The 19187-nt window shown below is 69.4% G+C and carries 13 protein-coding genes and 1 tRNA gene; 8 read left to right on the top strand and 6 right to left on the bottom strand.

Annotated features, from left to right (window positions below; translation table 11 throughout):
* A partial coding sequence (locus G7B69_RS12855) for an SEL1-like repeat protein (RefSeq protein WP_166179902.1) occupies positions 1-673 on the bottom strand: 673 nt, incomplete at its 3' end.
* Positions 674-900: 227 nt separating this feature from the next.
* Between G7B69_RS12855 and G7B69_RS12850 the strand changes: the two genes are divergently transcribed.
* The 3 genes from G7B69_RS12850 to G7B69_RS12840 are packed head-to-tail and all read left to right on the top strand — an operon-like array spanning position 901 to position 3652.
* Positions 901-1620, top strand: a complete 720-nt coding sequence (locus G7B69_RS12850) for a ParA family protein (RefSeq protein ID WP_166179900.1) — start codon at positions 901-903, stop codon at positions 1618-1620.
* 20 nt (positions 1621-1640) lie between these two features.
* Positions 1641-2258, top strand: coding sequence for a hypothetical protein (locus G7B69_RS12845; protein WP_166179898.1), 618 nt, complete (start codon positions 1641-1643; stop codon positions 2256-2258).
* 26 nt (positions 2259-2284) lie between these two features.
* Entirely contained in the window at positions 2285-3652 is a 1368-nt protein-coding gene (locus G7B69_RS12840; RefSeq protein ID WP_166179896.1) for an SPOR domain-containing protein, read from the top strand.
* A gap of 142 nt (positions 3653-3794) precedes the next feature.
* Here the strand turns inward: G7B69_RS12840 and G7B69_RS12835 are convergent, their stop codons facing one another.
* Both G7B69_RS12835 and G7B69_RS12830 read right to left on the bottom strand, forming a co-directional pair.
* Positions 3795-5027: a dihydroorotase gene (locus G7B69_RS12835; protein ID WP_166179893.1), complete on the bottom strand. Its 1233-nt coding sequence runs from the start codon at positions 5025-5027 to the stop codon at positions 3795-3797.
* Positions 5024-6229 (bottom strand): aspartate carbamoyltransferase catalytic subunit, encoded by a 1206-nt coding sequence (locus G7B69_RS12830; RefSeq protein ID WP_341479190.1) that lies wholly within the window; start codon positions 6227-6229, stop codon positions 5024-5026. Before G7B69_RS12830 ends, G7B69_RS12835 begins: the two co-directional genes overlap by 4 nt.
* A gap of 144 nt (positions 6230-6373) precedes the next feature.
* Here G7B69_RS12830 and sppA point away from each other — a divergent pair, with 144 nt between their 5' ends.
* Positions 6374-8287, top strand: coding sequence for a signal peptide peptidase SppA (sppA, locus tag G7B69_RS12825; protein ID WP_166179891.1), 1914 nt, complete (start codon positions 6374-6376; stop codon positions 8285-8287).
* A gap of 57 nt (positions 8288-8344) precedes the next feature.
* A tRNA-Val gene (locus tag G7B69_RS12820) sits at positions 8345-8419 on the top strand.
* Positions 8420-8455: 36 nt separating this feature from the next.
* On the opposite strand, the gene G7B69_RS12815 is transcribed toward G7B69_RS12820, so the two are convergent.
* From G7B69_RS12815 to G7B69_RS12805, 3 genes are read right to left on the bottom strand one after another with little or no spacing between them, the layout of a single operon-like run.
* Positions 8456-10060 (bottom strand): family 43 glycosylhydrolase, encoded by a 1605-nt coding sequence (locus G7B69_RS12815; protein WP_166179889.1) that lies wholly within the window; start codon positions 10058-10060, stop codon positions 8456-8458.
* Entirely contained in the window at positions 10060-11055 is a 996-nt protein-coding gene (locus tag G7B69_RS12810) for an alpha/beta hydrolase (RefSeq protein ID WP_166179887.1), read from the bottom strand. The genes G7B69_RS12815 and G7B69_RS12810 overlap by 1 nt, the downstream gene beginning before the upstream one ends.
* 51 nt (positions 11056-11106) lie before the next feature.
* Positions 11107-13914 carry a TonB-dependent receptor gene (locus G7B69_RS12805; RefSeq protein WP_166179885.1) on the bottom strand — a complete coding sequence of 936 codons (2808 nt, stop codon included), beginning with the start codon at positions 13912-13914 and terminating at the stop codon, positions 11107-11109.
* A gap of 184 nt (positions 13915-14098) precedes the next feature.
* Between G7B69_RS12805 and G7B69_RS12800 the strand changes: the two genes are divergently transcribed.
* The 3 genes from G7B69_RS12800 (at position 14099) to mgrA (ending at position 18952) form a co-directional block, all read left to right on the top strand.
* On the top strand, positions 14099-15445 hold the full coding sequence (locus G7B69_RS12800; protein ID WP_166179883.1) for a pectate lyase: 1347 nt from the start codon (positions 14099-14101) through the stop codon (positions 15443-15445).
* A gap of 73 nt (positions 15446-15518) precedes the next feature.
* On the top strand, positions 15519-17801 hold the full coding sequence (locus tag G7B69_RS12795) for a glycoside hydrolase family 31 protein (protein WP_207786016.1): 2283 nt from the start codon (positions 15519-15521) through the stop codon (positions 17799-17801).
* Between the two features lie 62 nt (positions 17802-17863).
* Entirely contained in the window at positions 17864-18952 is a 1089-nt protein-coding gene (mgrA, locus tag G7B69_RS12790; RefSeq protein WP_166179881.1) for an L-glyceraldehyde 3-phosphate reductase, read from the top strand.
* Positions 18953-19187: the final 235 nt, after the last annotated feature.

Genomic DNA, 19187 nt, shown 5'->3' with positions numbered 1-19187 from the left:
ACGCGGGCAAGGGCGCGGCGGGAGCCGGGCCGCGCGAGCCGGCCGAAACCCCGCCGCCAAGATCGGCGGCGGCAAGCTCGCGCCCGCGCGCCGCATCGGCCTGCTTCTGCAGCTCGAGCGCGAGCCCGGCCGCCTGCTGGCGCTGCGCGAGGGGGATGTGCTGATCCATCTGCGCCAGCGCCGCGGCGGCCTGCGGCAGGCTCTGGGCGTTGGCCATCGACACCAGCGCATAGGCCTCGACCCAGTCCTTCGACACGATGTCGCCGTTGAACCTGGCGATGCCGAGAAGGTATTCGGAGCGCGGATCCCCGCGCCGCGCGGCATCTTCGATATAGGGCAGCGCGGCTTCGCGTCGGCCGTCCTGGAACAGCATCAGGCCGTAGGTGTCGGCCGCCTGGAGATGGCCCTTGGCGGCGGCCTGGGCGTAGAGCGCTTCGGCCCTGGTCGGGTCCTGCGGCACACCGCGGCCGAGGCGATAGGCCTGCGCGAGGTTGAACATGGCGTCCGCATCGCCGACCGAGGCCGGGCCTTCCCATTCGTGGACCGCCGCGGCGTAATCGCCTCGCGCCCAGGCATCGACGCCCGCCTTCACGTCGGCCCGCGCGGCTCCGCCGCTGGCGAGCGCCGCCAACGCAGTCGCGCCCAGGATGGCCCCCGTCCCCCAATGTTTCATCGTTGCGCCCCTGCGACCTTTCGCAGCGTGCCATAGTAAACCCATTGTTAGCAAAGGATTTATGTCGCGAAGATAGATTGGCGCGAGCGATGCGGGGATCGCCGCGACGCGGCCGGCGGCCGGCCGCAAACCTGCCATCCCGTTAACCCAAATTTAGGGGTGTTCTGCGATCCCGCTGATTGAAGGGCCGGAGTTTTCCCGCCGGCGGCAACTTTGGGGGATTCGCCTTGCGCGTTTTGGCATTGGCTTCGCAGAAGGGCGGTTCGGGCAAGACGACGCTCTCCGGGCACCTGGCGGTGCAGGCGCAGCGCGCCGGCGCCGGACCCGTGGTGCTCATCGACATCGATCCGCAAGGCTCGCTCGCCGACTGGTGGAACGAGCGCGAGGCGGAATATCCCGCTTTCGCCCATACCACCGTGGCCCGCCTCGCCGGCGACCTCGCAACGCTCCGCCAACAGGGTTTCAAGCTGGCGGTGGTCGATACTCCGCCGGCCATCACCATGGCCATCCAGTCGGTCATCAGCGTCGCCGAGCTGATCGTCGTGCCGACCCGCCCGAGCCCGCACGACTTGCGCGCCGTGGGCGCCACGGTCGACTTGTGCGAGCGCGCCGGCAAGCCCTTGATCTTCGTCGTCAACGGCGCCACGCCGAAAGCCAAGATTACCTCGGAGGCCGCCGTCGCGCTGTCGCAGCACGGCACCGTCGCTCCGATCACGCTCCATCACCGCACCGATTTCGCCGCCTCGATGATCGACGGGCGCACCGTGATGGAAGTCGATCCCGAAGGACGCAGCGCGCAGGAAGTCGCCGCGCTGTGGCACTACATGGCCGATCGGCTCGAGCGGAACTTCCGCCGCACCGTGTTTGCCGCGCCGGGCACCGGTGTCACCCAGATACAGGGTGCCAATCGTCCGCAAGGCGGCTTCGGCCGCCGGATCGCACAGTAAGCGGCGGGGGGTAGGTCGCCATGAATGACCCCAAGCCTCTCGCCTCGCTCGGACCCTCGCTCCTCGCGCGCAAGGGCACGGCCAAGCCGGCCATGCGCCCGCAAGCGCCCGGTTTCACGGCCACCACTGCCAAGACCGCCGCGCAAAGCCTCGAAGACCTCGGCTGGAACGACATGGGCGAAGACGATGCCGCGGCGGATCACTCCGCCGAGGTCCTCCAGCTGACCCCCGCGCCGCACAATCCCGCGGCCGAAGCCAAGACCGACAAAGGCTCGCCGAAGCCGAAAGTGCGCACGATGCACGAGGAGCTCGAGGCACGCCTCGCCGAATCCGGCCAGGATGCCGCGCCGGCGATTCCGATGCGCAAGCGCGAGGCGCTCGCTCCGGAGGTAACGCGGCCGGTCGCGGTGGCGAAAGCTCCCGTTCGCTCGGCAACGCCGCCAGTCGAGCGCTCCTCGTCGTTCAACCGCCGCGCGGCCTTCACGCTGCGGCTCGACGCCAAGCGGCATCTCAAGCTTCGGCTCGCCAGCACCGTGCGCAACCGCAGCGCGCAGCAACTGGTCACCGAAGCGCTCGATCGCTTCCTGAGCGACATTCCGGAAATCGAGGCGCTGGCCGCACAGGTCAAGCGCGACTGAAAATTCGACCAAGGGGGTCTCACGTGATGAATCGCACCGCCAACAGCAAACGGATGATGGGTCTCGCCGTCTCCACCGCGATAGCCGCGGGCCTGCTCTCCGGCTGCGCCACCAACGCCGCCCCGCGCGCCGAGTTGTCGGCGAGCCGCGCCGAGGCGGCGCTGGCCAAGGGCAAGGCGCAGAACGCGGTCGAGCACGCCGAAGCCGCCGTCCTCGCCGAACCGCACAACCCGGCGTACCGGGCGATGCTCGGCACGGCCTACCTCGATGCCGGCCGCTTCGCTTCGGCCGCGGCGACCTTCGACGACGCGATGAAGCTCGGCGACAATTCGGCCCGCACCGCGCTCAGCCTCGCGCTCGCGCTCGATGGTCAGGGCAAGTACCAGGAAGCCTCGGCGCTGCTGGGCGACTGGGAAGGCCAGATCGCGCCCGCAGACCTCGGCCTCGCCTATGCGCTGTCGGGCGAGCCCGGCCGCGGCATCCAGGTGCTTTCGAACGCCATCCGCGGCGGCGAGAACACCGCCAAGGTGCGCCAGAACCTCGCGTACAGCTACGCGCTCGCCGGGCGCTGGAAAGAAGCGCGGCTGATGGCGGCGCAGGACGTGCCCGCCAACCTCGTCGGCAGCCGGATGGAAGAATGGGCGCAGATGGCCACGCCGCAAGCGTGGCAGACCCGCGTCGCCGCGCTGATCGGCGCCCCCGCCGGGATTGCCGACGGCGGGCAGCCGGCCCAGCTGGCCCTGGGCAACAACCCGAGCGTCGAGCAACTCGCCAGCGAGGCGGCCGCGAATGCCGCTCCCAAGGCCGAGCTCGCCGCCAACGACGCGCCCGCGGTCGCGCCGCAGCCGGTCAAGAGCCACGAACTGGCAGCGCTCGAGCAGGCCGCTCCGCAAGTCGCGGTCGCCGACAATCCGGCGCCGAAGACCGTCGAGCCCGACAATTTCCAGGCTGCCTTCGCCACGATCGTACCCGCCCGCGGCCCGGCCGCGCAGGTGATCCCGGACACGCGCCGCTTCGTTTCGCACCCGGTCGTACAGACGGCCGCCGCGCGCCAGAGCGTCGCCCCGCGCGCTGCCCGGGCGGTTGCCGCCAAGCCATCGAGCGGCACTCACCTCGTCCAGCTCGGCAGCTTCGCCAGCGAACAGGGCGCGCACCGCGCCTGGGGCATCTACGCCAAGCGCTATCCCGAGCTTTCGAACCACCAGATGGTGATCAGCGAGGCGATCGTGGGCGGCAAGCACTACTGGCGCGTCTCCGCCGCGGGCTTCGGCGTCGCCAGCAGCCAGGCCATGTGCGGCCGCGTGAAGAGCTCTGGCCAGGGCTGCTTTGCCTACGCCGAGGGCCGTCCACTCCCGGGCGCGATCGACAGCGGAACCCGCCTCGCGCTGCGCTGATCATTCGGCATTCTTACGGTACCCCCGAAGGACCCCTCCCCTGACCGGGAGGGGTTTTTCGTCATGAGCCACGCAAGAAGGTTCGCCGCGGCGTCGCGCTGGCCGTGCCATATTGGTTTAACGCGACGAATCGTGTCCGAAGCTAGCCGTCGATCCGAACCCCGCCCTTCCACAAGGCGGTGACCCTGCCCTCGACCGGCTGCTTGTCGAACGGCGTGTTGCCGGCGCTCGCCGCCATCCGCGCGGAATCGACCACCCAGGGCTTGTCGGGATCGACCAGCGCGAGATCGGCTTCGGCGCCTTCGCGCAACTCGCCGGCCTCGACACCGAGGAGCCTTGCTGGACTGCGAGCCAGCAAGTCGAACACCCGCTCGACCGGAATCACGCCGTCACGCGCCAGCGTCAGCGTAAGCGCCAGCAGCGTCTCGGCGCCGGCCATTCCCGGGGCCGCGTCGGCGAACGGCAAGCGCTTGTCCTCGGGGCCGCGCGGGTCGTGCCCGCTGCCGACGACGTCGATTGTCCCGTCCGCCAGTCCCGCGACGACCGCCTGGCGGTCGGACTCGCTGCGCAGCGGCGGCGAGAGGCGGGCGAAAGTGCGGAAATCCTGCAACGCGAGATCCGAGAGCATGAAATGGGCCGGACTAACCCCTGCGGTTACCCGCACCCCGCGCGCTTTCGCCGCGCGCACGAGGTCGAGCGCCGCGCGGGTGGTCACATGGCGCAAGTGCAGCCGGGTACCGGCCATTTCGGCGAGCGCGAGGTCGCGCGCCACCGCCAGGGCCTCGGCCTCCGCCGGCGCGCTCGGCAAGCCGAGACGGGTGGCCATCTCGCCGGCGGTGGCGGCGGCGCTGCCGGCGAGCCCGCCGTCCTCGGCGTGGCTGACCACCACCAGGTCGAGCATCGCCGCGTATTGCAGCAGCCGCAGCATCGTGCCGCTGTCGGCGATCCATTTCCGCCCGGTGGCGATTGCCCTTGCCCCGGCCTCGCGCATCAGGGCGAGCTCGGCGAGCTGCCCGCCCTCGAGCCCGACCGTGGCGGCGGCGAGCGGGTGGACCCACAAGTCGGGCTTGCCGCTCTGGGCGGCGAAGCGAACCGACGAAGGCGTGTCGAGCGGTGGCGAGCGGTCGGGCATCAGCGCGGCGCGGGTGATGCCGCCGAAGTGGAACGCCGGCTTGTCGATCGCGAAGACACCGAAATCCACCAGCCCCGGCGTCACCAGCGCGCCCGCGGCGTCGATCACCTCGTCGCCCTCGGCAGGATTTACCTCGCCGACTGCCGCGATGCGTCCGTCGACGCAGCGGATCGCGCCGGGGCGGACGCCGCCGGGCAGGACTAGTCGCCCGCCGGTGATGGTCAGAGGCCGCTGCGCCTTCATGCCCAGCCCTCCACGCCGCGCTCGCGACGGGTGAGCACGTCGAGGCAGGCCATGCGGATGGCGACGCCCATCTCGACCTGGTCGGTGATGATCGACTGTCCGGCGAGCTCGGCGACGTTGCTGTCGATCTCGACCCCGCGGTTCATCGGGCCCGGATGCATGACGATCGCCTCGGGCGCGCAGCGCCTGAGCCGCTCGAGGGTCAGGCCGTAAAGGTGGCGGTACTCGCGCGGACTGGGAATGAACTGGCCCTCCATCCGCTCGTTCTGCAACCGCAGCATCATCACCACGTCGGCTCCGCTGAGCGCCGCCTCGAAGGAGGCAAAAGGCTCGGCGCCCATCGCCTCGACGCCGGTGGGCATCAGCGCCGGCGGCGCGCAGACGCGCACCCTGGCGCCGAGCGCCTGCAGGCAGAGGATGTTCGAACGCGCGACGCGGCTGTGCAGCACGTCGCCGCAGATCGTCACCACCAGGCCGTTGAAGCTCTCCTCACCGCGCTCGCGCAGCTTGTGGCGCAGCGCCAGCGCGTCGAGCAGCGCCTGCGTGGGGTGCTCGTGCTGGCCGTCGCCGGCGTTGAGCACCGGGCAATCGACCTTGTCGGCGATCAGCGCCACCGCACCGCTCGATTGATGGCGGATGACGATCGCGTCGGCGCGCATCGAATTGAGCGTCACCGCGGTGTCGATCAGCGTCTCTCCCTTCTTCACGCTCGATTGCGCGGCGTGCATGTTGACGACGTCGGCGCCGAGCCGCTTGCCGGCGATCTCGAAGCTCAGCAGCGTTCGCGTCGAGTTCTCGAAGAAGGCGTTGATGATCGTCAGGCCGGCAAGCCGGTCCGAATGCTTCTGCGGCTGGCGGTTGAGCGCGACCCACTGCTCGGCCTCGTCGAGAAGGTAGAGGATCTCGTGAGTCTCGAGCTGGCCGATCGAGAGCAAGTGGCGGTGCGGGAAGGCCCGCCCGCCGGCCGGATAGCGGCCCGCGTGGGAGGTGTCGCCGGACGACGCTTCCTCGGCCCAGGCGACCGCGGGAATGGCGCCCCTGGTTTCCCGCTCGATGCGCGCCGCCAGGACCAGCGAGGGCGACAGCTTGCCCGAGAGCAGGCGGTGAAAGTTGGAACGGTCGTATTCGCACCGGCGGGCCATTTCCGCCTGCGAGATGTTCTCGGCCTGCAGCCACGCGGCCAGTTTGTTGTGCGGCTCCATGGAGATTGTTGTAGTCCATACAACTTCGGGACGCAAAGCCCTTAGTCGACTCGCGTGGGCCGCTCAAGCGCTTTCCGGTGGAACCCAACTGCCGGGGGCCCTAAGAACGTGGCGGGGGTTTGAATGGCGAGCAGGAACGGGCGCATGAGTTTCGCAGGCAAAGTCTGGCGGCTGCTGGTCGGCATCAAGGACGGGCTCTCGCTCGTCTTCCTGCTGCTGTTCTTCTGGGCGGTATACATGGTGCTGAGCGCTCGCCCCAATCCGGCGGCGGTGCGCTCGGGGGCGTTGCTGCTCGAGCTCGACGGGCAAGTGGTCGAGGAACCCTCGCGCATCCATCCGCTCGACGCGGTGCTCAGCAGCGCCGCGCCGACCCACCAGTTCGCCGCGCGCGACCTCATCCATTCGATCGACGAGGCCGCCAGGGACGATCGGATCAAGGCGATCGCGCTCGACCTTTCCACCTTCCTCGGTGGCGGCTTCGTGCAGATGGAAGAGATCGGCGCCGCGCTCGACCGCTTCCGCCGCACCGGCAAGCCGGTGCTCACCTACGCCGTCGCCTACACCGACGATTCGATGCTGCTGGCCGCGCATTCGAGCGAGGTGTGGGTCGACCCGATGGGCGGCGCGGCCTTGAGCGGCCCGGGCGGGAGCAACCTCTATTACGCCGGCCTGTTCGACAAGCTGAAGGTCAAGGCGCACGTGTTCCGCGTCGGCACCTACAAGAGCGCGGTCGAGCCCTACATGCTGAGCGGGATGTCGCCCGCGGCGCGGGAGAACGCCGAGGCGCTTTACGGCTCGCTGTGGCAGGAATGGCAGGCCAACGTGAAGCAGGCGCGCCCAAAGGCGAACATCGCGCTGGCGACCCAGCAGATCGGCGAGTGGATCGCCGGCAGCCAGGGCGACCTGGCCAAGGCTTCGCTGCAGGCCGGCCTCGCCGACACGATCGGCGACAAGGTCGCCTGGGGCAAGCACGTCGCCGAGATCGCCGGCAAGGACAAATGGGATGACACCCCGGGCGCCTTCGCCTCGACCGATTACGAAACCTGGCTCGCCGCCATTTCGCCCGACGACGGCACGCGCTCGCTCTCGGGCAAGGGCAAGCCGATCGGCGTGATCACCATCGCCGGCGAGATCAGCGACGGCAACGCGGGGCCCGGCGAGGCCGGCGCCGAACGGATCTCCAAGCTGCTCGACGACGCGCTCGACGACGACCTCGCCGCGCTGGTCGTGCGGGTCGATTCGCCGGGCGGCACCGTCACCGGCTCGGAAGCGATCCGCCGGGCGATCCTGCGGCAGAAATCGCGCGGCATCCCGATCGTGGTGTCGATGGGCAACGTCGCGGCGAGCGGCGGCTACTGGGTTTCCACCGCCGGCGACCGGATCTTCGCCGAGCCCGAGACGATCACCGGCTCGATCGGCATCTTCGGCGTGATCCCGACGTTCGAGGACGCGCTGGCGCAATACGGCGTGACCAGCGACGGGGTTCGCACCACCCCGCTCTCCGGCCAGCCCGACCTTCTCGGCGGGCTTACGCCCGAAACCGAAACGCTCCTGCAAAGCTCGGTCGATTTCGGCTACCAGCGGTTCCTCGGCCTCGTTTCCAGGGCGCGGAAGATGCCGGTGGAGCGGGTCGACTCGATCGGCCAGGGCCGGGTGTGGGACGGCGGCAGCGCGCGCCAGATAGGGCTCGTCGACCAATTCGGCGACTTGCAGGACGCGCTCGACTACGCGGCCGCGCAAGCCAATCTCAAGAAGGGCCGGTGGTATCCGAAGTACCTCGCCGACAAGCCGAGCACGTGGGATTCGACTCTCGCGACGCTGCTCGGCGACGACGAGAATACCGCCCCCGCGGCGCGCGACATGATCGGCTACTTCGCCGGGCGCCAGGCGGCGCTGGGCAACCGGCTGCTGGCCGACCTCGACAGGCTGACGGGCGTCCGCGGGATGGAAGCCCTGTGCCTCGAATGCGAGGCTTCGACCGCGCCCGAGCGGCCGACCGGCAAACCGCCGGGCACGAGTTTCAGCCTCGTCGCGATGCTCGCGCGCCTGCTGGACTGACCGCTTGTCATCGCGCACGCGCCATGGCAAAGGCGCGCCCCTGTCCGCGGGCCGGACGGGCGCGTAGCTCAGTGGTAGAGCACACCCTTCACACGGGTGGGGTCGCAGGTTCAATCCCTGCCGCGCCCACCATTAGATCAACGATCTGGCGGCCCGCTCTCGACGCGCTCAAAGCGCGGTGAAACGAAAGTCGCGAAACACCGCCTCGCCGGGACCGGCAGCGTAGAGTCCCGGGCGCAGCATCAGGAAGCCGCCGCGGACGTTGTGGTGGTAGCCTGAAACCTCCATCCCGCGATCGAAGCGCCGCCAGCTGCGCCCGCCGTCGCCGCTGGTGTCGTAGGTGACGATATGGCGGCGGTTGGTCACCCGGATGCGCATCCGGCTCCCGTGCGGGTTGGCCGGGCGGCCGCGCTCGAGACCGTACTGGTGGGTGACGAAGCGCTCGCGGTCGAAGCCGAGCCCGCAATAGAGCCTGTCGTCGTAAAACAGGACCAGGCCTGCGCGGCCGCCGGGAGCCGCTTCGACATCGCATTCGAACCGGTAGCTGGTGTCGCCGGCGGTAATCAGCAGCGGCGAGCCGCTCGACGGGGCGTCGCCCTTCCCCGCGAGGTGCAGCGCGCCGCCGCTCACCCGCACGCGCGAACCCTCGTCGGGCGCCGGGCGGAAGAATGCCCACTTGCCGCCCAGCGCCAGCGGGCCGGCAAAGGTGTCGGACAAAGCCATCCCCGGGGGCAAGGCGGTACCCCCGCCAGGCTTGGCCAGCGGCTGCGAGAGATCGCCGCCGGTCATCCGGAACCAGCCGTCGGGGGTGAACTCGACGGGATCGAGAAGTGTCTGCCGGCCGAGCGTCCAGAAGCCGTTCTCGTAGCCGTGATAGAACGACCACCAGCTGCCGTCGGGGCCCTCGACGAGCGAGGCGTGGCCGCGCGACCACCAGGCTTCGGTCTCGCTCGTGGTGCGGACCAGCGGATTGCCCGGATGCTGCTCCCACGGCCCGTGGATCGAGTGCGAGCGCGCGGCGATGACCATGTGCCCGGTCGGCGGACCGGCGGTGCCGCCGACGGCAGTGAGCATGTAGAACCAGCCGCCGATCCGGTGGAGCTTCGGTCCTTCCGGCGAGAAGCCCTCGACCACCCAGTCCGACGGATAGTGCCACGGGTCGTAGACGTGCTCGACCCCGCCCGCGAGCGAGAGTCCGTCGTCCGCCAGCCGCACGCGGTCGCCGCCGGAGAGAAACAGCCAGCGCGAGCCGTCCTCGCCGACCGCGAAGCACGGGTCGATATGGTCGGGCAGGCCGAGCGGGACCGGATCGCTCCACGGCCCCTCGATGTGCTCGGCGTGGCTGACGAAGATGTCGTTCGGCTGCGCCTTGACCGGAATATACAGCAGGTAACGGCCGCGGTCCTTGTGCAGGCCCGGCGCCCATACCGAACCGATGTTGCGCTGGAGCGCCGGCTTGAGCGGGCGCCAGTTCACCAGGTCGCGCGAATGCCAGATGAGCAGGCCGGGATAGGCGTCGAAAGACGAGAAGGTAGCGTAGTAGTCGTCGCCGTCGCGCAGCACCGCCGGGTCGGGGCGGTCGCCGGCGAGGATCGGGTTGAGGAAGCGCCCGTCGCCGAGGTCGGCGATCCGCTGATTGTCGAAGCCGCGCCGCCAGCGGACCGGTGGCCGCGCGTCAGCCAGCGGTTCAGCCGCCGCAGCGGCGCCGCCGACCAGGCCCGATGCCGCCAGGAGTCCCGCACCTTTGAGGAGATCGCGCCGGTCGGCCGGCATCAGAGAAAGCCGGCCGTCTGCGCCCACGCCCGCCACAGCTCGGGCCAGGCCGCGAGCGGCTTGCCGATCGCCTTGCGCAGCCCGAAGCCGTGGCCGCCGTTCTGGAACAAGTGGGTTTCGACGGGAATCTTCTTCGCCTTGAGCGCCGCGCGCAGCAGCAGGGTGTTCTCCACCGGCACGACGTCGTCGTCCTCGGCGTGGAGCAGGAAGTGCGGCGGGGCATCGTCCGGCACGTTGCGGTCGGGCGAGTGCGCCGCCTCGAGAGCGCCCGAGGGATGGGGGCCGAGCAGCAGGTCGCGCGAGCCGGGATGGGCGTAGCGCGGGTCCATCGAGACGACCGGATAGATCGGCGCCGCGCAGAACGGCCTGGCCGAGAGGCGGTCGGCGGCGTCGACCGGCGTGTAGGTCTTCGCGGCGAAGCGCGCGGCGAGGTCGGCGCAAACGTGACCGCCGGCGGAAAAACCCATCGCCCCGACCCGCTCCGGGTCGAGCGCGAAGTCCCTCGCCCGCTGGCGGATCAGCCGGATCGAACGCTGGGCATCGGCCAGGGCCACGTCGGGACCGGCCGCCCAGCCCTCGCCCGGCAGCCGGTAGAACAGCACGAAGGCGGTGAACCCGCGGGCGGTCAGCCAGCGCGCCATCTCGTAGCCTTCCTTGTCGACCACGACATGGTGGTAGCCGCCGCCGGGCGCGAGCAGCAGCGCGGCGCCGTTGGGCCGGTCGGGGCGAAACACCGCCATGCGCGGGCGCGCGATGCCGAGCACCGCGCGATCGGTGACCAGCGCATCGGTGGAGCGTTCTTCGACCGTCTCGGTGAGCGGCGCCTTGGGAAGCCCCGGCGCGCCGGCGGGCCACAGGTCGATGGTCTCGACCGGCTGCGGCAATCCCGGCGGCGGCGCCTTCGCGGCAGCCGGCGGCGGCGTCTGCGCGCCCGCTCTCGCGGCGGCTCCGAGAGCGAGGCCCGCGGCGATCAGCGATCGGCGATCGGTCTTCATTCGGCCGGTCTGCTCCGCAAGGCGGCCGGGGCGCAAGGCCCCGGCGCGCGATCAGACCTTGAGGCGGGCACCGAACAGGATCGTGCGGCCGAAGTGGTTGTTCTCATAGTTCCGGTTCGCGTCGAAGTCGGTGTAACGATAGCGGTAGGTGTCGAGCAGGTTGTTGCCTTCCACCGATACCTCGAGCGAGTCGGTGATCTTGTAGCGCACCGAGGCATCGAGGTTGGTGGTCGCGCCGTAACCTTCGAACACGTTGCCGGTGCCGCTGTTGGAGTCGATGTAGCGGCTGCGGTAGCTGACCATCGCGCGGGCGCTGAACTTGCCGTCGTCGTAGAACAGCGTGGCGTTGTATGCCTGCTTCGAAACCCCGAACAGGGTGGCGTTGCGGTCGCTCTTGACCAGTGGGCCGCCGGGAGTAACGGCCGGACCGCTGACGCTGTAATCGGCGTCGGACGAGATGAAGGTCGCGTTCGCCAGCACCCCGAAGTTGCTCAGGATCGGGCTGTCGAGGAACTTGAACGGCAGCTGCAGCGCCAGCTCGACTCCCTTCAGCGTCGCGCCCTTGCCGTTCACGTTGGCCGAGATTGTGTAGACCTGGTTGGGATCGAAGTTGATGTAGGCCGGCGAGCTCGGGGGCAGCGCGTCCCTGGTCAGGCCGGTCGAGGAGAACGGCGCGCTGTAGGTGTCGGAGATCGGGAAGCTCTTCACGTCCTTGAGGAACGCCGCCACCGAAAGGACCGCTTCCGGCATGAAGTACCATTCGACGCCGAGGTCGTAATTGGTCGCGCGGTAGGGATCGAGGAACGGGTTGCCGTAGCTGATCTTGTAATTGAAGCCGTCGACCGAGCCGCCGGGGGTCAGGTTGCCGAGCGTCGGACGGGTGATAACCTTGGCGGCCGCCGCGCGAACGATGATGTCGTGTCTGGGATAGAGCGCCAGGTTGGCCGACGGCAGCCAGTCGTCATAGCTGCGCGTGACCGTCACCTCGGTGCCCGACAGGATGCCGGTCGAGCTCTGGTCGGTGTGGGCGTAGCGGACGCCCGCGTTGGCAGCGAAGTCCATGCGCCCGATGTGGCCCTTCACGTCGGCCTGGAAGTACCCGCCCGACGTGGTTTCCTGGACCGAGCGTGTGTTGCCCGCGTCCACCGCCGGAGTGCGGCTGTAGAGCCCGGTGTACTCGGTGGTGGTGGCCAGGTTCGGTATCAGCCACTGGTTGGTGTTGCCGGACGGCTGGCCCGCCTTGCCGAGCGTGAACAGCTGGCTGAACTCGCTCGTCACCGGGAAGCCGTAGACGGTCGACGAGCAGGTCAGCGTGCCGAGCACCTTGTCCGGCCCGCTCGAGCCGCACACCGCCGTGTCGCGCGTGAAGCCGACCGCGTCGAAGTTGAAGCGGCGCCACACGCCGCCCGCCTTCAGGGTGATATGGTCGGTCGCATCCCATTCGGCGCGCAATTGCCCGGTCTTGAAGCGATTGGTGACGTTCGACGGCCGGTCGCGGATTTCGGCGAGCTGGAACACCGAGGGATCGGTAACGCTGGTGCCGAAAGTCAGCAGCGGGCTCTTCATGTCGCTGTAGTCGTAGTGGTAGCCGTTCGCGTCCCTGTCGTCGAAAACCATCGTCGTTTCGACCGGAATGTCCGCGTTCGACTTGGAGAACCCGCCCACGGCGGTGAAGCGCAGGGTGTCGGTCAGGTCCTGGTCCCACGTGCCGCCGAGCTGGTAGAACTCGGTCGAACTCTTGCGCAGGTAGTGCTCGGTGCGGACGTAGGCGTTGTTGAGCGTCGCCGAGATCAGGTTGTTGTCGCTGTCGATGACCGGATCGACGACGTCGATGTTCTTCTCGTTCGAGCGCAGCAGGACTTCGCCCCAGCGCTCCTCGCGGTCCTCCTTGAACTTCGAATAAAGGCCGTCGATCGAGATCCTGGTCGCATCGGTGGGCGAGAATTGCAGCGAGCCGGTGAGCCCGAGGCGGTCGCGCCGGTGCTCGACCAGGCCGTAGCGCGGGATGCGCGGGTGGAAGGCCAGCGACACGGGGTCGCAAGTGGCGTTGCTGGTCGCGCACGAGACGCCGTCGACTTTGCGGAACTTGGCCTGCGCCCAGCGCACCGTGTTGTTGCCGAGCTCGAAGGTGTCGGTGTTCGAATAGGCGGCCGAGAACGACGCGCCGAATGTGCCGGCGTCGTTGCGCCAGCTGACCAGGCCGGCAAGGCGCGGCCCGAGGTCCTTGGACAAGTCGTTGTACGATCCGACCACAGAGGCGACGCCGTGCAGGCCCGCTTCGCCGGCGAGCGGATTGCCGGTGTTGAGGTCCACCACCGCGCCCAGCGAGCCTTCGTCGAGCGAGGCTTCGGCGGTCTTGTGGACCACCAGGCTGCTGAACAGCTCGGACGCGAAGACGTTGAAGTCGAAGGCGCGGTCGCGGTTTGAGCTCGCGCCGTCGCTCGAGGTCGCCACCGTCTCGAGCCCGTTGACCCGCACCCGGGTGAATTGCGCGCCGAGGCCGCGGACGGTGATCGCGCGGCCTTCGCCGGCGTCGCGCTGGATCGAGATGCCGGGGATGCGCTGGAGCGATTCGGCGAGGTTCTGGTCGGGGAACTTGGCGATGTCCTCCGCCACGATCGCGTCGACCGAGCTGACCGAATTGCGCTTGATGTCGAGCGCCTTGTTGAGCGAGGCGCGGAAACCCGAAACCACGATCTCGCTCGCCGCCGAGGTGCCCGTCGCCGGATCGGCCGCCGCCTTGTCCTGCGCCGGAGCGCCGCCGTCGGCCGCGTCCTGCGCGAACGCCGCCTGCGGCAGCAACAGCGCCGAGCTGGCCAGAAGTGCGAACCGGATCGTGGTCGAAAAACGCGTGCTCATGGTGTCCTCCCCGGCGTACCCGTTGCTACCGGTGTCCATGAGACCGGAAAAACGACGCAAGGCGCGGAATTCCCTGACATTCCCACAGACATCCATTCCCTCATCCGGTCTCTTGTGGTAACCGGTGTCATGACCTATTGCCTGTTCTTGACGGCTCTGTCAACAAGGTCACCGGGAGGGTATGATGAGCACGACGGCACTTCGCACAATTCGCACGCTGGTGGCCCCGCTGCTGCTGGTCCTGGCCGGCGCGGCCTTCGCCCATCCGGCCGACCCGACCGAAGGCGGCAAGGGCGGGCGCGTGATCCGCGTCACGACGCTGGCCAAGGACGGCCCCGGCAGCCTGGCCGAGGCGGTCGCCGCGAAGGGCAAGCGGATCATCGTCTTCGAAGTCGGCGGCGCGATCGACCTCGACCGCTCGGTGCTCGACATCAAGGAGCCCTACGTCACCATCGCCGGGCAGACCGCGCCCTCGCCGGGCATCACGCTGCTGCGCGGCGGGATCGACGTCCACGCGCACGACGTGAAGATCAGCCACTTGCGCGTGCTCACCGGCGCCGCCGGGCAGCCGCACCTGAGCGGCTGGGAGGCCGATGCCTTCTCCACCGTCGGCGCGCACAACGTGGTGATCGAGAACAACACCTTCATGTGGGCGATCGACGAGAACATGTCCGCCTCCGGCCCGCGCTTCGCCGGCAAGACGGTCGCCGAATGGCGGCAGAACACCACGCACGACGTGGTCTTCCGCCTCAACCTCGCCGCCGAAGGGCTCGCCAACGCCAGCCATGCCAAGGGCGAGCATTCCAAGGGCTCGCTGGTCCACGACAACGCCACCGGCATCGTGTTCGAGCGCAACATCTGGGCGCACAACGTCGAGCGCTCGCCGCTGGTCAAGGGCGGCGCGCAGGTGCTGATGGTCAACAACCTGATCTACGACCCCGGCCACCGCGCGGTGCATTACAACCTGATGGACCTCGAATGGGCCGGCCACGCACCGGTCACCGGCGAGATCACCGCGGTCGGCAACGTTTACCGCGCCGGCAACGACACCGACCCTGGCCTGCCGTTCCTGATGCTCGGCGGCGTCGGCGACCTGGCCTATTACGGCAAGGACAACCGCGCGGTCGACCGTTTCGGCAAGGCGCTGCCGATGTTCGGCCGCTACGGCGAGACGGGCGCCAGGCTGATCGAGAAGGACGCGCCGCTGGCCGACTTGTCGGGTTACGACGTGCTGCCGAGCGGCGAGGTCGAAACGACGCTGCTGGCGACCGCCGGCGCGCGTCCGTGGGACCGCGGCGAGGAAGAGATCCGCGTGCTGTTCTTCATCGCCGAAGGGCGCGGCGACATTCTCGATTCGGAAGACGAAGTCGGCGGTTATCCCAAGCTCGAATCGACCCGCGCGCCGTTCCGCGAGGCCGACTGGAACCTCGATACGATGACCCCCAGGTCCGGCGCCTACCCGGGGCAGAAGGCGGGCGCGCAGGAGCATCTCTCCCCGCGCGACCGGGCGATGCGCCTCGGCTCGCCGTAATCCCGCCGGCCTTCCCGGTTGCTCCTGCCGCTGCAATCTGCAATTGTATGAGTAATTCGGGAAGGGACGGCATGTGCGACAGATATTGATGGGCTGCGCTCTCGCGCTCGGCGCGGCGTTTCCGGCGCAGGCCGACCACATCGAGGCGATGCAGCGCCTCCCGCACGGAATCGAAATCCGCACCGGCAGCGGGGTGCTGACGCTCGAGCCGTGGTCGGATTCGATCGTCCACGTGCGTTTCGGCGCGCCCGGCTACGCCGGCAATTACAACCCGGCGGTGACCGCCAGGGCCGAGACGGTGCCCTTCACCGTGCGCGAGACGCCGGCGGCGTACTTCCTCGCTACTCCGAGGCTGACCGTCCGCGTCGACCGGCAGACTTCCGCCCTGTCCTTCGCCGACGCGCGCGGGCGCACTCTGCTCGAAGAAGCCGAGCGGGCGATCGGCACAGGGGCCAGCGGCACCGGCACGATGGACGCGTTCCGCACCCGCACGGCGATCTACGGGCTCGGCCAGCATCAGGACGGCCTGCTCGATTACAGCGGCAGCACGGTCCACTTGCAGCAGAAGAACGGCGACGTGGCGGTGCCGATGATGCTCAGCCCGGCGGGCTTCGGCGTGCTGTGGAACAACCCCTCGGTAATGGACGTCGACGTCGCCAAGGGCGGCGCGGCGTTCCCCCTCGTCATCCGCAACGAAGCCGGGGCGGGGATCGATTACGACTTCATCCTCGGCCCGCAGGCGGACGAGGTGATCGCCGGCTATCGCTGGCTGACCGGCGACGCGCCGCTGATGCCGCGCTGGACCTGGGGCTTCTGGCAGTCGCGCGAGCATTACGAAACGCAGGATCAGGAGCTCGGGGTCGCCCGCACGTATCGCGCGATGGGCGTCCCGATCGACGCGATCGTGACCGACTGGCAGCACTGGCGGCCGGGCGAATGGGGGGCGATGAAGTTCGACCCGGCCCGCTGGCCCGACCCCCAGGCGATGGCCGCGCAGATGCACGCGATGCACGTGCACCTGCCGGTGTCGGTCTGGGCGCGGTTCGACGCCGGCACCGCCAACGCCGAGGCGCTCGATGCCATCGGCGGCCTGCTCGCGCCGACATTCCGGAACGTCTATCCGAGCGGCTCCGGCCGCTGGTACGACGCGTGGAACCCCAAGGCGCGCGCGCTCTACAGCGGCATGATCCGCGACAGCTACGCCGCGCAAGGCTTCGACGCCTGGTGGCTCGACGCCTCCGAACCCGAGCTTGGCGGCGACTGGGGCGAACTGCGCCGGCTCGACACCGCCGCCGGACCGGGCAAGGAAGTGTTCAACTCCTACCCGCTGCTGCACACCTCCGCGGTGTATGACACCATGCGCCGCGACGTCACCGACAAGCGGCCGGTCATCCTCACCCGCTCGGCCTACGCCGGCCAGCAGCGCAACGCGGCGATCACCTGGTCGGGCGACACGCAGGGCAACTGGGAGGTGTTCCGCCACCAGATCCCCGCCGCGCTCAACTTCTCGATGAGCGGCCTGCCGCTGTGGTCGGCAGACATCGGCGGCTTTTTCGGCGGCGACACCCACGACGGCAAATATGCCGAGCTGTTCACCCGCTGGCAGCAGTTTGCGATCTTCACCCCGCAGTTCCGCGTCCACGGAACCAACGCGGGCAAGGAAATCTGGAACTGGGACGGAATGGTGCAGCCGCGGCTGATCGAAAACGTCAAGCTGCGCTATCGCCTGCTGCCGTACATCTATTCGCTGTCGTGGGACGTGGCGAAGGGGCGCGGCACGATGATGCGCGCGCTGGCGTTCGATTTCGCCGCCGACCCGAAAGCGCTGACCCTCACCGACGAATACATGTTCGGCAAGGCGCTGCTGGTCGCGCCGGTGGTTCAGGAGGGCGCGACCACCCGCAGCGTCTATCTGCCCGGGCAGCGGCCGTGGTACGATTTCTGGACCGGCCAGCGCGCCGCCGCGGGCCAGACGATCGCCGCCGCCGCGCCGCTCGATCGCATCCCGGTCTACGCCCGTGCCGGCAGCATCGTGCCGATGGGGCCGGTGAAGCCATACGCCGACGCGCCGACAAGCGAACCACTCGAAATCCGCGTCTATCCGGGCGCCGACGGCGACTTCGCGCTCTACGACGATGCCGGCGACGGCTTCGGATTCGAGAGCGGCGATTACGAGCTGGTCCGCTTCGCCTGGGACGACCGCAAGCACAAGCTGACGATCGCTCCGCGCGTCGGGCATTACGCCGGGGCCGCCTCCACCCAGCCGCTCCGCGTCGTGTGCGCGAGCCAGCCGGCTGCTGCGAAGACGGTGCGCTATACCGGCGCGGCGATGCGCGTGGCCCTGGATTGCCGCTGAAGCCGCTGTCCCGCGGCGGCGCGCGCGTTGCTGCGGGCCTCGGCAGCCGGTAAAGGGCCGTCATGAGCTTCCCCGACAGCTACTCGCCCGATCCAGCGCGCTACGACGGGCGCATGCCCTATCGCCGCTGCGGGCGCAGCGGGCTCGACCTTCCGGCGATCTCGCTCGGCCTGTGGCAGAACTTCGGCGGGGCCGACGTGTTCGAAACCGGCCGGGCGATCCTGCGCCGCGCGTTCGACCGCGGCGTCACCCATTTCGACCTGGCGAACAATTACGGCCCGCCCTACGGCTCGGCGGAGGCGAATTTCGGCCGCGTCCTCGCCGCCGACTTCAAGGCTCACCGCGACGAGCTGGTCGTGTCGACCAAGGCCGGCTGGGACATGTGGCCCGGCCCTTACGGCGACGTGGGCGGGAGCCGGAAGTACCTGATCGCCAGCTGCGACCAGAGCTTGCAGCGCATGGGCCTCGACTACGTCGACATCTTCTATTCGCACCGCGTCGATCCCAGGACGCCGCTCGACGAGACGATGGGCGCGCTGGCCCACCTGCACCGCCAGGGCAAGGCGCTCTACGTCGGCATTTCGTCCTATTCGCCCGAGCTGACCCGCCAGGCCGAGGCCATGCTGCGCGCCGAGGGCGTGCCGCTGCTGATCCACCAGCCGAGCTATTCGCTGCTCAACCGCTGGATCGAGCGCGAGCTGCTCGGCACGCTCGACGAGCTCGGCGTGGGCTGCATCGCCTTCTCGCCGCTCGCGCAGGGCATGCTGACGGCCAAGTACCTCGGCGGCATTCCCGCCGATGCCCGCGCCGGCAAGGAAGGCTCGCTGCGGCGCGAGTTCCTCTCGGACGCGAACCTGGCGCGGATCCGCGGCCTCGACGCGATCGCCCGGCGGCGCGGCCAGTCGCTGGCGCAAATGGCCATCGCCTGGGTCCTGCGCGACCCGCGCGTCACCTCGGCGCTGATCGGCGCCCGCTCGGTCGCCCAGCTCGACGATTCGCTGGGCGCGCTGGAGGGCCTCGCCTTCGCCGATGAGGAGCTGCGCGAGATCGACGCCTTCGCGCAAGAGGGCGACCTGGACCTGTGGGAAGGCTCGGCGAAGCTCGGCTCGGCGGACTTGCCCCAGCCGAGGCTTGGGGCTCGCGGGGTCTAGGGGACTCGCCACTCCTTCCTTCCCCGTCGGCTCCCCTTCCCCCCGGCCCCACCCTTCAGCGTCGTGCCTCCACGCCCGGACCTTGCCGCGACCCACGGCCTCGCCGCCGTCTTGCCTGCGCAAACCGCAGAGGCCTGAAAGGCCGGTGAGCCGGCCGTCACTTGCGCATGTCCGCTTTCGACCCATTGCGGACGTTCGGCGACAGGCGCATAAATCATATGTATCCAGGACCAGA

This window comes from Croceibacterium segetis (assembly GCF_011320115.1).
Taxonomy (GTDB): domain Bacteria; phylum Pseudomonadota; class Alphaproteobacteria; order Sphingomonadales; family Sphingomonadaceae; genus Croceibacterium_B; species Croceibacterium_B segetis.
This window is presented reverse-complemented; position numbering and strand designations above follow the sequence as displayed.

What these genes read in the sequence shown, in the direction of transcription:
- G7B69_RS12845 (WP_166179898.1), top strand. Translation starts at nt 1,641, where the DNA reads ATGAATGACCCCAAGCCTCTCGCCTCGCTCGGACCCTCGCTCCTCGCG.
- G7B69_RS12840 (WP_166179896.1), top strand. Translation starts at nt 2,285, where the DNA reads ATGAATCGCACCGCCAACAGCAAACGGATGATGGGTCTCGCCGTCTCC.
- G7B69_RS12835 (WP_166179893.1), bottom strand. Translation starts at nt 5,027, where the DNA reads ATGAAGGCGCAGCGGCCTCTGACCATCACCGGCGGGCGACTAGTCCTG.
- G7B69_RS12830 (WP_341479190.1), bottom strand. Translation starts at nt 6,229, where the DNA reads ATGGAGCCGCACAACAAACTGGCCGCGTGGCTGCAGGCCGAGAACATC.
- sppA (WP_166179891.1), top strand. Translation starts at nt 6,374, where the DNA reads ATGAGTTTCGCAGGCAAAGTCTGGCGGCTGCTGGTCGGCATCAAGGAC.
- G7B69_RS12815 (WP_166179889.1), bottom strand. Translation starts at nt 10,060, where the DNA reads ATGCCGGCCGACCGGCGCGATCTCCTCAAAGGTGCGGGACTCCTGGCG.
- G7B69_RS12810 (WP_166179887.1), bottom strand. Translation starts at nt 11,055, where the DNA reads ATGAAGACCGATCGCCGATCGCTGATCGCCGCGGGCCTCGCTCTCGGA.
- G7B69_RS12805 (WP_166179885.1), bottom strand. Translation starts at nt 13,914, where the DNA reads ATGAGCACGCGTTTTTCGACCACGATCCGGTTCGCACTTCTGGCCAGC.
- G7B69_RS12800 (WP_166179883.1), top strand. Translation starts at nt 14,099, where the DNA reads ATGAGCACGACGGCACTTCGCACAATTCGCACGCTGGTGGCCCCGCTG.
- mgrA (WP_166179881.1), top strand. Translation starts at nt 17,864, where the DNA reads ATGAGCTTCCCCGACAGCTACTCGCCCGATCCAGCGCGCTACGACGGG.